Origin of the sequence: Methylobacterium sp. B4 (genome assembly GCF_003201865.1) — a bacterium.
GTDB lineage: Bacteria > Pseudomonadota > Alphaproteobacteria > Rhizobiales > Beijerinckiaceae > Methylobacterium.
In genome coordinates this window covers 125,205-139,472 of record NZ_QJJJ01000001.1, presented here as the reverse complement: position 1 = coordinate 139,472, position 14,268 = coordinate 125,205, and the positions used below count along the sequence as shown (strand labels likewise).

15 protein-coding genes are annotated in these 14,268 nt (G+C 68.8%); 6 read left to right on the top strand and 9 right to left on the bottom strand.

Features of this window, described 5'->3' with window-relative positions:
• Positions 1 to 17: 17 nt before the first annotated feature.
• Positions 18 to 335: a plasmid stabilization protein gene (locus BY998_RS00670; protein ID WP_110349695.1), complete on the top strand. Its 318-nt coding sequence runs from the start codon at positions 18 to 20 to the stop codon at positions 333 to 335.
• A 150-nt stretch (positions 336 to 485) separates the two neighbouring features.
• A complete protein-coding gene (locus BY998_RS00665) occupies positions 486 to 905 on the top strand; it encodes a cytochrome c (RefSeq protein WP_110349694.1) in 420 nt (139 codons plus the stop codon).
• A gap of 241 nt (positions 906 to 1,146) precedes the next feature.
• On the opposite strand, the gene BY998_RS00660 is transcribed toward BY998_RS00665, so the two are convergent.
• On the bottom strand, positions 1,147 to 2,361 hold the full coding sequence (locus BY998_RS00660; protein WP_110349693.1) for an NADP-dependent isocitrate dehydrogenase: 1,215 nt from the start codon (positions 2,359 to 2,361) through the stop codon (positions 1,147 to 1,149).
• 328 nt (positions 2,362 to 2,689) lie between these two features.
• Here BY998_RS00660 and BY998_RS00655 point away from each other — a divergent pair, with 328 nt between their 5' ends.
• Both BY998_RS00655 and BY998_RS00650 read left to right on the top strand, forming a co-directional pair.
• Positions 2,690 to 3,238 carry a formaldehyde-activating enzyme gene (locus BY998_RS00655; RefSeq protein ID WP_003597938.1) on the top strand — a complete coding sequence of 183 codons (549 nt, stop codon included), beginning with the start codon at positions 2,690 to 2,692 and terminating at the stop codon, positions 3,236 to 3,238.
• A gap of 67 nt (positions 3,239 to 3,305) precedes the next feature.
• Positions 3,306 to 4,040, top strand: a complete 735-nt coding sequence (locus tag BY998_RS00650) for an RNA methyltransferase (protein WP_110349692.1) — start codon at positions 3,306 to 3,308, stop codon at positions 4,038 to 4,040.
• Between the two features lie 56 nt (positions 4,041 to 4,096).
• Here the strand turns inward: BY998_RS00650 and BY998_RS00645 are convergent, their stop codons facing one another.
• The 8 genes from BY998_RS00645 to BY998_RS00615 all read right to left on the bottom strand — a co-directional run bounded on the left by BY998_RS00645 (position 4,097) and on the right by BY998_RS00615 (position 10,396).
• A complete protein-coding gene (locus tag BY998_RS00645; RefSeq protein ID WP_110349691.1) occupies positions 4,097 to 4,438 on the bottom strand; it encodes a hypothetical protein in 342 nt (113 codons plus the stop codon).
• Positions 4,439 to 4,465: 27 nt separating this feature from the next.
• On the bottom strand, positions 4,466 to 5,479 hold the full coding sequence (locus BY998_RS00640) for an NAD(P)-dependent alcohol dehydrogenase (RefSeq protein ID WP_110349690.1): 1,014 nt from the start codon (positions 5,477 to 5,479) through the stop codon (positions 4,466 to 4,468).
• A gap of 119 nt (positions 5,480 to 5,598) precedes the next feature.
• Positions 5,599 to 5,763, bottom strand: coding sequence for a hypothetical protein (locus tag BY998_RS24185; RefSeq protein ID WP_181425398.1), 165 nt, complete (start codon positions 5,761 to 5,763; stop codon positions 5,599 to 5,601).
• 252 nt (positions 5,764 to 6,015) lie between these two features.
• Complete coding sequence (locus tag BY998_RS00635; RefSeq protein WP_110349689.1) at positions 6,016 to 6,561, bottom strand: L,D-transpeptidase family protein; 546 nt, start codon at positions 6,559 to 6,561, stop codon at positions 6,016 to 6,018.
• 5 nt (positions 6,562 to 6,566) lie between these two features.
• The gene (locus BY998_RS00630; protein WP_110349688.1) at positions 6,567 to 7,862 is read right to left on the bottom strand and encodes an aminotransferase class I/II-fold pyridoxal phosphate-dependent enzyme; all 1,296 of its coding nucleotides are present in this window, start codon (positions 7,860 to 7,862) and stop codon (positions 6,567 to 6,569) included.
• Between the two features lie 147 nt (positions 7,863 to 8,009).
• Positions 8,010 to 8,396 carry a response regulator gene (locus BY998_RS00625; RefSeq protein ID WP_110349687.1) on the bottom strand — a complete coding sequence of 129 codons (387 nt, stop codon included), beginning with the start codon at positions 8,394 to 8,396 and terminating at the stop codon, positions 8,010 to 8,012.
• A 113-nt stretch (positions 8,397 to 8,509) separates the two neighbouring features.
• Positions 8,510 to 9,907: a heterodisulfide reductase-related iron-sulfur binding cluster gene (locus BY998_RS00620; RefSeq protein ID WP_110349686.1), complete on the bottom strand. Its 1,398-nt coding sequence runs from the start codon at positions 9,905 to 9,907 to the stop codon at positions 8,510 to 8,512.
• 132 nt (positions 9,908 to 10,039) lie between these two features.
• Positions 10,040 to 10,396 (bottom strand): DUF6460 domain-containing protein, encoded by a 357-nt coding sequence (locus BY998_RS00615; protein WP_110349685.1) that lies wholly within the window; start codon positions 10,394 to 10,396, stop codon positions 10,040 to 10,042.
• A gap of 229 nt (positions 10,397 to 10,625) precedes the next feature.
• On the opposite strand from BY998_RS00615, the gene BY998_RS00610 reads away from it, so the two are divergent.
• Together BY998_RS00610 and BY998_RS00605 are read left to right on the top strand one after the other, a co-directional pair.
• Positions 10,626 to 11,576 (top strand): alpha/beta hydrolase, encoded by a 951-nt coding sequence (locus BY998_RS00610; RefSeq protein WP_110349684.1) that lies wholly within the window; start codon positions 10,626 to 10,628, stop codon positions 11,574 to 11,576.
• Between the two features lie 39 nt (positions 11,577 to 11,615).
• Entirely contained in the window at positions 11,616 to 14,240 is a 2,625-nt protein-coding gene (locus BY998_RS00605) for a ligase-associated DNA damage response DEXH box helicase (RefSeq protein WP_110349683.1), read from the top strand.
• The last annotated feature ends 28 nt before the right edge of the window (positions 14,241 to 14,268 follow it).

Genomic DNA, 14,268 nt, shown 5'->3' with positions numbered 1-14,268 from the left:
TTCCCCTCGGAGGTCCCATGGCCCGCGGCGACAAATCGAAATACACAGACAAGCAGATCCGCAAGGCGGAGCACATCGCGGAATCCTACGAATCCCGCGGCGTGCCGGAAAAGGAAGCGGAGTCCCGCGCCTGGGCGACCGTCAACAAGGACGATGGCGGCGGCAAACATCCCGGCGGCTCGGGCCGCGGAAAGGCGACGGATCATCCAGCGGCGCACAAGGGCGGCCGTAGTGGCGGCACGGCGTCGGCCTCCCGCACGAAGGAGCAGCGTTCCGCATCCGCGAAGAAGGCGGCCGAAACGCGCAAGCGGAATGCGGCGAAGAAGGTGGGATAGACGCGAAGTCGAACGCGCTGATCGGCATCGCCCGCACGGAACTGATCTCCGTTGCTTTTTTCGTCCCGGAACCGTCCAAATCGCACCGACAGGGCTCGCGATCGCAGGTGTCGTTCCCGAACCTTTCCCCATCGTGCCGGAGGGACGGGCATGTGCTGCGCGATCGCGTCGACCGGAACTACGTGCCGTGGCGCGCTCGTCCCGATCGTCATGCTGTCGGCATTTCTGGTGACGTCAGTGCCATCGACAGCCGGTCCGTTCACTCAGCGGCAGGCGGAGAGCGGGCAGGCGGTCTACAACGATCACTGCGCGGAGTGCCACCGTCCGGATCTGACCGGCGCACTCGGTCCCGCCCTCGTCGGCACCGCGTTCCGGCGGACCTGGGCCGGCAAGCCGGTCGCCGAACTTCGGGACTGGATCAGAGCGAATATGCCGCCGAACGCGCCCGGTACCCTGCCCGACGATCAACTTGACCCGATTGTCGCGCTGATCCTGTTGAGAAACGATGTGATGCCCGGCCCGACCCCGCTCAGCGCGGCAACCGCAGGCGGCCGGTTTCCGAACAAGTGACCCCGGTCGATCGCTTCGGTTTCACCCTTCGAAGGGAGCGAGGCCGAAGGAGAATCCGGCGCGCGACGGTTCCGAGCAACGCGGTGCCTTGGGTCGCTTCGCGGACGCTCGCGATCACGGGAGGGGACGAAACCCGCAGCGATGAATCGAAGCCGACCGTTTCGCGCCCGGTCGGACGAGATTGTGCGGCCCCTGCGCGAAGCGCCGCGACGGGCAATTCGCGCAGGGGCTGACCTGCTCCTTACCCGGCCATCGCCGCCTTCAGGTTCTCGTCGACCTTGTCGAGGAAGCCGTCGGTGGTGAGCCACTTCTGGTCCGGGCCGACGAGGAGGGCGAGGTCCTTGGTCATGTGGCCGGACTCGACCGTGTCGACGCAGACCTTCTCCAGGGTCGAGGCGAACTTCGCGAGATCGGCGTTGCCGTCGAGCTTGGCCCGGTGGGCGAGGCCGCGGGTCCAGGCGAAGATCGAGGCGATCGAGTTGGTCGAGGTCGCCTTGCCCTTCTGGTGCTCGCGGTAGTGGCGCGTCACGGTGCCGTGGGCGGCCTCGGCCTCCACGGTCTGGCCGTCCGGCGTCATCAGCACCGAGGTCATCAGGCCGAGCGAGCCGAATCCCTGCGCCGCCGTGTCGGACTGCACGTCGCCGTCGTAGTTCTTGCAGGCCCAGACATAGCCGCCCGACCACTTGAGGCACGAGGCGACCATGTCGTCGATCAGGCGGTGCTCGTAGACGAGACCGAGGGACTGGAACTTCGACTTGAACTCCTCGTCGAAGACCTTCTGGAACAGGTCCTTGAAGCGCCCGTCATAGACCTTGAGGATGGTGTTCTTGGTCGAGAGATAGACCGGGTACTTGCGAGCGAGACCGTAGTTGAACGAGGCCCGGGCAAAGTCGATGATCGACTGGTCGAGATTGTACATCGACATCGCGACGCCGGCGTCCGGGAACTTGAACACCTCCCGCTCGATGACGGTGCCGTCGTCGCCCTCGAACTTGATGGTCAGACGGCCCTTGCCCGGCACCTTGAAATCGGTGGCGCGGTACTGGTCGCCGTAGGCGTGGCGGCCGATCACGAACGGCTGGGTCCAGCCCGGCACGAGGCGCGGGACGTTCGAGCAGATGATCGGCTCGCGGAAGATGACGCCGCCGAGGATGTTGCGGATCGTGCCGTTGGGCGAGCGCCACATCTCCTTGAGCTTGAACTCTTCGACGCGGGCCTCATCCGGCGTGATGGTGGCGCATTTCACGCCGACGCCGTGGCGCTTGATCGCCTCCGCCGCATCGACCGTCACCTGGTCGTTGGTCGCGTCGCGGTGCTCGACGCCGAGGTCGTAATAGTCCAGGTCGAGATCGAGGTAGGGGTGGATGAGCTTGTTCTTAATGTCCGCCCAGATGATCCGGGTCATCTCGTCGCCGTCGAGCTCGACGACCGGATTGGCCACCTTGATCTTCGCCATGTCGGTCCCTCGCATGCCCGGTGCCGCGCGGCCGGCCGATTGCCCTTCGCGCGTCTTCCCGGAACCTTGTCGCCGCCCCTATAACGCAGCGCAGCAACGCGACAAAGCCGGGGCCGGACCGCCCGTTTCGGACAAGCGATTCTGTTACCGAGCCTGACCAAACGGACGGAAGCGCGGGCGAAGCCGGTCCCATTCTGAGAGGCTCGGCCAAAGCGAATGTCGCTCCAGCGAAAGAGTGCACGCCGGCCCGGCGCTAAGCGGCCTGGACAAACGCGGGCGGCACTGCGACCACCCGCGCATCAACGAAGAGCAAGAGGACGGAGACACCATGAGCGACCGCATCATCCTGCGTGCCGGCGAGGCCCTCGTCGCGGGCGGCCCGCCCAACACCGCCTCCGAGCCGGAAGTGATCATCGGTGAGCTGGACGGCCCGGTCGGCACCGCGCTGGCCACCCTCACCGGCGATCAGGTCGTCGGCCACAGCCGCGTCTTCGCGCTGCTCAACACCGACATCATGGTCCGCCCGGTGACGCTCTGCGTCTCCAAGGTCAGCGTGACCGAGAACAAGTACACGTCGATCCTGATGGGCACGGTGCAGTACGCCATCGCCAACGGCGTGCTCGACGCGGTACGCGCCGGCTACATCCCCAAGGAAAAGGCCAACGATCTGGGCATCATCTGCTCAGTCTGGCTCAGCCCCGGCGTGATCCAGGCCGAGAGCGTCGATCACAAGGCGCTGTTCGAGATCCAGCGCAAGGGCATGACCGAGGCGATCCGCAAGGCCATGACCAACGAGCCCTCGATCGATTGGCTCCTCGAGAACCAGGACAAGATCGTCCACAAATACTACCAGATGGGCCTCGACGGTAAGATCTGAGAACTTCTAAACCCGCGCCGCCGGCTTTGCTGGCGGCGCGGCTCCCTTGCGTCGCGTGTCGGAAGAAATGAGCACCCCCGTCGTCATCCTGGTCGAGCCGCAGCTGGCCGAGAACATCGGCATGACCGCCCGCGCCATGGCGAATTTCGGGCTCTCCGAGCTGCGCCTCGTGGCCCCGAAGAACGGCTGGCCGAAGAAGGGCGTGCGGGAGGCCGCCTCCGGTGCCACGCACGTACTCGATGGGGCGAAGGTCTACGCCACGGTGCCGGAAGCGATCGCCGACCTGCAGTATCTGCTCGCCACCACGGCCCGCGAGCGCGGACAGATGAAGCGGGTGATGGACCCCGAGGCCGCGATGGCGGGCAGCGCCGAGCGGATCGGGCGGGGCGAGCGGGTCGGGCTGATGTTCGGGCGCGAGCGGGTGGGCTTGAGCAACGACGAGGTGTCGCTGGCCGACGCCATCGTCACCTTCCCGGTCACGGACGAGTTTCCCTCGCTCAACCTCGCCCAGGCCGTGCTGCTGATGGGCTACGCCTGGCGCCGCGCCGCCGGCCTCGCGACGCTGCGTTTCGCGGGCGAGATGCTCTCACCGCCCGCGACCCGCGAGGCGCTGCTCTCTCTGTTCGCGAGCCTGGAGGCGACCCTGGCCGGAGCCGGCTTCTATCCGCCGGAGAAGCGCGAGATCATCGCCCGCAACATGCGCGACATGCTCCATCGCATGGCGATGACGGAGCAGGACGTGCGCACCTTCCGCGGAGCCTTGCGGGCGCTGAACCGCCGCGGGAAGGCGGACGAGGCGTAGGACCGCACCCGGCATCGGGCCGAGCGTCTTCCGTCAGGGTCGAGGCGAAGGGCGCGCTACCGCCGCACGAGCCCGAAGCGCGTGAGGCAGACATGCTTGGCGAGCGAGCCCGGCGCGATCGGCACCGCCGGCGTCGTGCCGTAGGGCTCGCCGGTCGCGGTGTCCTCGGGCGCGCGGAAGGCGCCTTCGACGTAGCGCGTCTCGCACTGGTCGAACTTGTTGCAGACCGAAAGCTTGGTGCAGATCGTCCGGCCCGCCCGCTCGTAGACATAGTAGGTCGCACCGGAATAGGGCGGCCGGGGGAAGGACTCGGTTCGCACCGTCGTGACGTCCTGAGCGATCGCCGCCGCCGGCAGGAGCAGCGCCGGAAGAAGTGTCCACCCCGCGACCCAGCGCATCCTCTGCCCCTTCGACCGTCCGGCCCGTCAATCGATCCGGATCACGATCTTGCCGACATGCGTCGCCTTGGCCAAGTCGGCGAGGGCGGCGGGCGCCTCGTCGAAGGCGTAGACCCGGTCGATCACCGGCTCGATCCGGTGCAGGGCGATCGAGCGGTTCATATCCTCGAACATCTCCCGCGAGCCCACGGCGACGCCGCGCACGATGCAACTCGCGCCGAGGATCGCCAGCGGGTCGATCGCTTCGCCCTGTGCGAGCAGTCCGATCAGGCCGATATGGCCGCCGGGACGAGTCGAGGCGATGGAGCGGGGCAGGGTGCCCGTGCCGCCGACCTCGACCACGTGATCGACGCCCGCATCGTCCGTCAGACGGCGCACCTCGTGCTGCCAGTCGGGATGGTTGCGGTAATTGATCGTGTCGTGCGCCCCGAGCGCCTTCGCCCGCTCCAGCTTGGCGTCGCTCGACGACGTGGCGATGACTCGCGCGCCCGCCGCCCGGGCGAGTTGGATCGCGAAGATCGAGACGCCGCCGGTGCCCAGCGTCAGCACCGTCTCGCCGGCCCGCAGGGGCTTGAGGCCGTAGAGCGCGTTCCAGGCCGTCACCGCCGCGCAGGGCAAGGTCGCCCCCTCCTCGAAGCTCAGGCTCCCGGGCAGCGTCACGAGCCCGTCCTCGTCGAAGACCCGGTACTCGGCCAGCACGCCGTCGACGGCGCCGCCGAGCGCCGTCTGCCACATGTCGGCGACCTGAGCGCCGCCGAGCCAGCTCTGCGAGAAGATTCCGGCGACGCGCTCGCCGCCCCGGAAGCGGCGGACGCCCTCGCCGAGCGCCACGACTTCGCCCGCCCCGTCGGAGACCGGGATCATCCGATCGAGATTGATCGCGAAGGGATAGCGTCCCTCGCAGATCAGCAGGTCGCGGTAGTTCAGGGAGGCGGCGCGCAGCCGCACCAGCACCTGCCCGCGACCCAGCTCGGGCGTCGGCCGCTCGGCGCTTCTCCAGCTGTCGAGGCCATCGGCTGCGGACATCTCGTAGGCGCGCATGGCAGTCTCCCGTCGCGGTGAGGTCGGGTGCGTATGGGAGCGGATATGGAAAGAGGTCGCCCGAAGGCGACCTCTTCCTCACGATCCCGGAAACCGGTTCAGGACCGATTGCGGCCGGATCACTCCTTGTCGCCGCGGTGGACGCCCTGATCGCGGTTCTCCTTCAAGCGGCCGTCGTCCGAGTGCTGGACCGAGCCCTTATGCGCCTGCCCAGAGTTCTTCGATCCATCTTGATCAGCATTGCGCGAGTTGTTGCTCTTCGTGTGCTGGTTCGGCTGAGTCATTAGAAGATCCTTTGACTTGTCCGACGATCGATCGTGATCGCTGACCCAACAACCCTGTACCTGTCTCTGCGTTCCGGCGTGTTTTTCTCGTCTTCGACTGTGCTTCGATGCGACATCGCGTCGTCTCGAATGCGATTTTTTCGAGCCTCGTCAGGCCGATGCGGATGTGCCGTCCACCTTCCTCTCGAGAGACCTCGAAGGGAGCGGAAACCGCCGCGGCATTCCGTCCACCGAGCGGCCGCGACGAAGCCTTCAGGGTGTGATCTCGATGGGCGTGCCGAGATCCACGCGGGCGTAGATCTCCCGCATCTCGGCGTTGGTGACGCCGACGCAGCCCTGCGTCCAGTCCATCAGCCGGTGCAGGCGGCCGAACCACGAGAAGCCGTTCATCAGGCCGTGGATCATGATGTCGCCGCCGGGCGGGTAACCGCCGGCCCGCGCCGCCGCCTCGTCGGCGGGGGAGGGGTAGGACACCTTGAGCGAGAGATGCGCGACGCTGCGCGAGTTGCGGAAGGCGATGGCGTAGCGGCCCTCGGGCGTGCGCCCGTCGCCTTCGCGGGCCTTGTGGCCCTCGGGCGCGAAGCCGAGCGAGATCGGATAGGTCGCGAGCACGCGCCCCTCGCGCAGCAGGGTGAGGCGGCGGGCCGCTTTCTCCACGAGGATGCGGTCGGCCCGCTCGGCCTCGGGACGCAGCGGCGGCTCGGTGCGGCCGATCTGGAGGAAATCGACCAGGGCCAGCGTGCCGACGCCGACGAGGAGGACGGCGCCGACGAAGAGAGCCCAGTGCCGCCGCCGCATCGGCCTCAGCCGATCTTGGCCAGCGCCTGCTCGATGTCGGCGATCAGATCCTCGGGATCCTCCAAGCCGATCGAGAGACGCACCGTCTCGGGGCCGACGCAGGCCGCCGCACGGTCCTCGGGGCGGAGTTGGCGGTGGGTCGTGGTGGCCGGGTGGATCGCCAGCGACTTGATCTCGCCGATGTTCACGAGGTGGGAGATCAGCTCCAGGTTCGTGATGAACTGAAGTGCGGCCGGCTCGCCGCCCTTGAGCGCGAAGGTGAAGATCGAGCCCGGCCCCTGCGGCACGTAGCGACGGGCCAGCGCCTCGCCCTTCTGGCCGGGCAGGGCCGGATAGCTCACCCACGCCACCGCCGGGTGGTCCTTCAGGAAGGCGGCGACCGCCTTGGCGTTGGCACAGTGGCGCGCCATGCGCAGGGGCAGGGTCTCGATGCCGGTGAGGGTGAGGAAGGCGTTCATCGGCGAGAGGCCGGGGCCGAGGTCGCGCAGGCCGAACAGGCGGCAGGCCACCGCGAAGCTGATCTCGGGAAAACGCTCGCTGACGATCAGGCCGTCATAGTCCGGCCAGGGATCGTTGATGAGATTGTAGCGCGAGCCGCGGCTCTTCCAGTCGAAGGTGCCGGCATCGCAGATCATGCCGCCGATCACTTGGCCCGAGCCGCCCAGGAACTTCGAGGTCGAGTGCACGACGATGTCGGCGCCGTACTCGATCGGCCGGATCAGGGCGGGCGAGGCAAGCGTGTTGTCGATGACGAGCGGCAGGCCGTGGCGCTTGGCGACCGCGGAGATGCCCTCCAGGTCCATCACGGTGGCGCAGGGGTTGACGATCGACTCGCAGATGATCGCCTTGGTCTGCGGCGTGATGGCCGCCTCGAAGGCTTCCGGCGTCAGGTCGGCGGCGAATTGCGGGGTGAGGTCGTAGCGGCCTTCGAGCCGGCGCATCAGGCCGAGCGAGCCGCCGAACAGGCGCGGCGAGGCGACGTAGGCGTCGCCCGTCTGCATCAGCGTCATCATCACCAGCAGCACCGCCGACTGACCGGAGGAGACCGCCACCGCCGCCTTGGCGCCCTCCAGCGCGGCGATCCGGCGCTCCAGCGCGGCGACCGTCGGGTTCGAGCCGCGCGAGTAGGAAAAGCCGGTCTTGCGCATCGCGAAGATGTCGGCCGCCTGCTCCGTCGAATCGAAGACGAAGCCGTTGGTGAAGTAGATCGGCTGCGCCCGCGCGCCGGTGGCGGGGTCGGGCGCGGCGCCCGCATGGACCGCCTGGGTGGCGAGGCGATAGGGCTTGGGGTCGGCGGTCATGGCAGGACCTGAACTGATCGGTCTGGGCTCGCGCGTCGCGGGACGCGTCCTTCACCGCCTTCTGCCGCGAAACGGGCGGCGGCGAAACCCGCGATCCGTTCCTTTCGCAGGCACGACCGCCATGCGCTGAGGGTCTGAAGAGGAAACTCAGGCGGCGCGCTTGAGGCAGGCTTTCAGGGTGCGCACCAGCATGGTCGGCGCGTAGGGCTTGGGAATGAAGCGGGCGCCCTCCGGCATGTCGCCGGGGCCGGGCGTGCCCATGCCCGAGACGATCAGCACCGGGATTTCGGGCCAGCGATGGGCGACGAGCCGGGCCAGGGCGAAGCCGTCCATCGAGCCCATGGGCATGTCGACGTCGGTCATCAGCACCCCGACATCGGGGCGGCCTTCCAGCACCGTGAGCGCCTTGTCGGCGTGGTGCGCTTCGAGGACGTTGAACCCGGCCTCGGCCAGGGTATCGGACGCTTCCATCAGCAGCAGACCGTCATCTTCGACCAAGAGGACGACGGGCTGATCTGCGGGGTTCTCTGTCATGAAGCTGCAAACGATCTCGGGCCGACGCTGGTTGCGGGCCTAATTCGCACCTGCAGCGAGGTCAAGGAAGGGCCGCAACACAATTGTGCATGGCGGCGAGAACGAGCTTGACCTTAAACGTGTGCCGGGACAGGGCCGGCTTTGGCCGGCAGGCTCGCCAAAGCCTCCGGCCGCGGGCCGCCGGTCGCCCAATCCAGCAGCTCGACCGTATGCACGATCGGGATGTCGGTTCCCTTCCCAATCTGGGTGGCACAGCCGATATTGCCGGTGGCGATGAGGTCGGGCCGCACGCGCTCGATATTGGCCACCTTGCGGTCGCGCAGGCGGGCGGCGATCTCCGGCTGGAGGATGTTGTAGGTTCCGGCCGAGCCGCAGCAGATGTGACCTTCGGGCACATCCTTCACCGTGAAGCCGGCCTTCTTGAGGAGGTTCTTGGGCTCGGTGCGGATGGCCTGCCCGTGCTGCATCGAGCAGGCGGAGTGGTAGGCGACCACGAGGTCGGTGTCCTCCACCGGCGGCAGCAGGCCGATCTCGGCCATGTACTCCGTCACGTCCCGCGCGATGCCCGAGACACGCGCCGCCTTCTCGGCATAGGCCGGGTCGTCGCGGAACATGAAACCGTAATCCTTGATCGTCGTGCCGCAGCCCGAGGCGGTGACGACGATGGCGTCGAGGCCCGGCCCGTCCATCTCGGCGATCCAGGCGTCGATCGTGCGCTTGGCGTGGCCGTGGGCGTTCTCTTCCTTGCCCATGTGGTGGGTCAGTGCGCCGCAGCAGCCCTCGCCCTTGGGCAGGACCACCTCGACCCCGTGACGGTTGAGCAGGCGGATCGCCGCCTCGTTGAAATCCGGCCGCAGCACGCTCTGGGCGCAGCCGCGCAGCAGCGCGACCCGGCCGCGCTTTCTTGCCGGCGCGGCGTCGTCGCCGGTCTGGAACAGGTCGCTAATTTCCTGCGCCGAGGTGTCGGCGGGGAAGGTGCCGGGCCGGTCGGTGCGGTTGCGGTTCGGCAGCTGGGCGGGGGCGAGGTCGAGCATCGCCGCGAGTCGGTTGCCGACGCGCGGCAACCGCGCGACCAGCGGACGGAACGGTGCGCCGAGCTTGGCCGCGAGCAGCGCCAGCCGGAAGCGGTTCGGATAGGGCAGGACGAGGGCCAGCACCGCGCGCAGCAGCCGGTCGGAGAGGGGCCGCTCGTAGGTCTTCTCGATATGGGTGCGGGCGTGATCGACGAGGTGCATGTAGTGCACGCCCGAGGGGCAGGTCGTCATGCAGGACAGGCAGGAGAGACAGCGGTCGACGTGCTTGACCACCTCGCGGCTGGCCGGCTTGCCGCCCTCCAGCATGTCCTTGATCAGGTAGATGCGGCCGCGCGGTGAATCGAGTTCGTCGCCGAGCAGGAGGTAGGTCGGGCAGGTCGCGGTGCAGAAGCCGCAATGCACGCAGGTGCGCAGGATCTTCTCGGATGCCGCCATGGCGGGATCGGCGAGCTGCGCGGGAGCGAAGTTGGTCTGCACGACACGCCTCGGTGCGGTTTCTTCTTTCTTGGATCGTCTTAGAACCGTTCCCGAGGATGGGGCAATCGGGAACGGTTCTAAGCTGCCGCTTTGTCGCGCCTCACCTCCGTCGGGCACCGGCCCGGCTTCGCCTCAACGGTCGCGGGAGACGGTGAGCAGGCGGGCGATGAACCAGATCGGCACGACCACCGCCGCGCCGGCGAGGATCCAGCGGCCGAAATCGTGGAAGGTGTCGAGCCCGAGGTCAATCAGCGAGCGGGTCAGATCGTAGAACTGCCAGAACAGCAGGCCCGGCGTGAGGCCGAACATCGCCATCACCGCCCCGACGAGCACGGAGAGGAAGAGGAGCTTCACCAACACTGCCATCGGCGAGCCGCCGAGGAAGCGGTTGAGTCCGGAGCGGGGCCGGCGCTCGCCGTAGCGCGGCTCGACCGGATAGGCGCCGTGGTCGGGCGCGGCGCGGCGTTGCCTGTCGTGATCGCCGATCATCTTCGTCGGTGTCCTCGCCAATTCCGGCCGAGCGCTCAAGACGTCGTGGCCGCACCGCAACGGCGTTGCCTGCCGGCCACACTCGTGCGAAACCGCCCGCGATCGGCGGCATTCGACCCGTTCGGGATGGCAGCCAGATGGCATCCCCGGGCGTTCCACTCAAGATGGCGGGCTGCAACGGGCTCCGCCTCACCATCCTTCATTCACCGCACGCGACCTGAGAAGGGCCATGATCGATCACGCTCTGTTCGACCCGGCGACGATCGATGCCGAGACGAAAGCGCTCAACGCGGAGATCGTGGCCGCCCACGCCGCGCAGGCCGACCCCTGGACGCTGCCGATCGAGGAGGTGCGGGCGCGCCGCCGGGCGGGCACGAAGGCCTCGCCGGCCATGCCGCGCAGCATCCGCGCCGAGACGCTCGTGATCGAGGGTCCCGGCGGCCCGCTGGCGCTGCGCGTGATCCGGCCCAACGGCAAGCCGCGGGGCGCCTACCTGCACATCCACCGCGGCGGCTGGGTCTGGGGCGCGGCCGACGAGCAGGACCCCTGGCTGGAACGCATCGCCGACGCCTGCAACTTCGTCTGCCTCTCGGTCGAGTACCGGCTGGCGCCGGAGCATCCCTACCCGGCGGCGCTGGAGGATTGCGAGGCGGCCGCCCTCTGGCTCGCCGGCCCCGGCAAGGCGGAACTCGGGGTGCATGCGCTGACCATCGGCGGCGAGTCGGTCGGCGCCCATCTCGCGGTGATGACGCTCCTGCGCCTGCGCGACCGGCACGGCCTTCCCCGCGCCTTCCGCGGCGCCAACCTCAATGCCGGTTTCTTCGATCTCGGCCTGACGCCGAGCGTGCGGCTGTGGGGCGAGGAACGCCTCGTCATCAACACCACCGACCTCAAGCGCTTCGCCGACGGCTACGTGCGCGAGGGCATCGACCGGCGCCGCCCCGACGTCTCGCCGCTCTACGCCGACCTGAAGGGCCTGCCGCCCGCGCTCTTCACCGTCGGCACCGCCGATCCGCTGCTCGACGATACGCTCTACATGTCGGCCCGCTGGGCGGCGGCCAACAACGGCGGCCACACCGCGGTCTATGCGGGCGGCTGCCACGTCTTCGTGCGCTACCCCAGCGCACTGACCGAGCGGGCCCTGGAGCTGATCGACCGCTTCCTGATGGCGCTGGCGTGACGCGGTGACGCCGGGCGGCCGAAGCCCTAGCTAATCCCGGTGCCACCGCCCCCAGACCTCCCGCCGGCTTTCTCCGCGTGGTTCGCCGAGCGCGGCTGGTCGCCCCGCCCGCACCAGCTCGAACTGCTCGCGACCGTACGGGCCGGGCGCTCGGCGCTGCTCGTCGCCCCCACGGGGGCGGGCAAGACGTTGGCGGGCTTCCTGCCGAGCCTGGTCGAGCTGAGCGAGCGGACGGGCGGTGGGAAAGGCAGGGCGAAGGGGCTTCACACCCTCTACGTCTCGCCGCTCAAGGCGCTCGCGGTCGACATCGCCCGCAATCTCGATGCGCCGGTCGCCGGCATGGCTCTGCCGGTGACAGTCGAGACCCGCACCGGCGACACCCCGGCGCACAAGCGCGCCCGCCAGATCCAGCGCCCGCCGGACATCCTGCTCACCACGCCCGAGCAGCTGTCGCTGCTGCTCGCCCACCGCGAGGCGGAGACGTTCTTCGCCGGGCTGAAGACGATCGTGCTGGATGAGCTGCACGCGCTCGTCACCTCGAAGCGCGGCGATCTCCTCTCGCTCGCGCTCGCCCGGCTGCGGCGGCTGGCGCCGGAGGCCCGCGCCATCGGTCTCTCGGCCACGGTGCGCGAGCCGGACGAATTGCGAAAATACCTCGTGTCACAAAACCCTCCCCCCTCTGCGGGGGAGGGTAGCCCTCGCGTGAGCAAGGGTCCGGAGAGAGGAGAGCCGCTTCCGGACGATGCGGAGCCGGCCCCTCAGCCGCTCGCTCCCGCGAAGGGCAAAGGGATCGACGTCGCGCCCATGGCCGAACTCGTCGTGGTGAGGGGCGGGGCCAAGCCCGACCTGCACATGCTCGAGATCGGGCGCACGCTTCCGCTCTCCGGCCACACCGCCCGGCACGCCATGCCGGCGATCTACGACCTGATCCGCGGGCACCGCATGGTGCTCGTCTTCGTCAACACCCGGCTCCAGGCGGAGTACACCTTCCAGGAGCTTTGGCGCATCAACGACGACACCCTGCCCATCGCTCTGCACCACGGCTCGCTCGACGCCACGCAGCGCCGCCGAGTCGAGGCGGCGATGGCGGCGGGGCAACTCCGCGCCATCGTCTGCACCGCCACGCTCGATCTCGGCATCGACTGGGGCGACGTCGATCTCGTCGTCAATCTCGGCGCGCCGAAGGGCGCGAGCCGGATCATGCAGCGGATCGGCCGGGCCAACCACCGCATGGACGAGCCGTCCAAGGCCTATCTCGTGCCCGGCAACCGCTTCGAGATGCTGGAATGCCGCGCCGCCCTCGACGCGGTGGAGGAGGCCGCGCAGGACACGCCCGACGCCCGCCTCGGCGCGCCCGACGTGCTCGCCCAGCACGTGCTCGGCATGGCCTGCGCCGACGCCTTCGATCCGCTCGAACTCTACGAGGAGATCATCTCGGCCGCGCCCTACGCGAGCCTGTCCTGGGAAGATTTCGAGGCGGTGGTCGATTACGTCGCCACCGGCGGCTATGCGCTCCGCGCCTACGAGCGCTTCGCCAAGATCCTGCGTGGGCCCGACGGCAGGTGGCGGGTGCGCGACGCCCGGGTGGCGCAGCAATACCGCATGAACATCGGCACCATCGTCGAATCCACGCATATCAAGGTGCGCATGGCCCGCAGCCTGCGCGCCAAGCCCGGCACCGTGCTCCCCAAAGGCGGCCGCACCCTCGGCGAGATCGAGGAGGATTTCGCCGAGACGCTGACGACCGGCGACACCTTCCTGTTCGCGGGTGAGGTGCTGCGCTTCGAAGGGCTCTCCGAGGACGAATGCCTCGTCACGCGGGCCGGCCCCGGCACCGATCCGGCCATTCCCTCCTACGCCGGCTCGAAGTTCCCGCTCTCGACCTTCCTCGCCGCGCGGGTGCGGGCGATCATCGCCGACCCGTTCGAGTGGGACCGGCTGCCGCGCCAGCTCTCGGACTACCTCGCCCAGCAGCGCCGGCACTCGGCGCTGCCCGGCGAACGCGACCTCCTGGTCGAGACGTTTCCGCGCGCGGGGCGCCATTACCTGACGGCATTCCCCTTCGAGGGGCGGCTTGCCCACCAGACGCTCGGGATGCTGCTGACCCGGCGCCTGGAGCGTGCCGGCATGCGCCCCCTGGGATTCGCCGCCAACGATTACGGCATCGCCATCTGGTGCACGCGGGATGTCAGCGAGCGCGCCGCGCTCTCGCCCGGCTTCATGGAGGCGCTGTTCGACGAGGACATGCTCGGCGACGATCTCGAAGCGTGGCTCGACGAGTCGGCGATGATGAAGCGCACCTTCCGCCAATGCGCGGTCATCGCCGGGCTGATCGAGCGGCGCTTTCCCGGCCATAAGAAGACCGGCCGGCAGGTCACGATCTCGACCGACCTGATCTACGACGTGCTGCGCCGCCACCAGCCGGACCACCTGCTCCTGCGCGCCGCGCGCCAGGATGCGGCAACCGGACTCCTCGACGTGACCCGCCTCGGCATGATGCTGAAGCGCATCCGGGGGCGAATCACCCACAGGGCGCTCGACCGCGTCTCGCCGCTCTCCGTGTCCGTCATGCTCGAAATCGGGCGCGAGCGGGTCTACGGGGAGGGGGCCGACGAGATCCTGGCCGAGGCCGAAGCCGAGCTGCTGCAAGAAGCCTTAGCTTGAGGCGCTCGGCTGACGCGGCGTGCCGCCT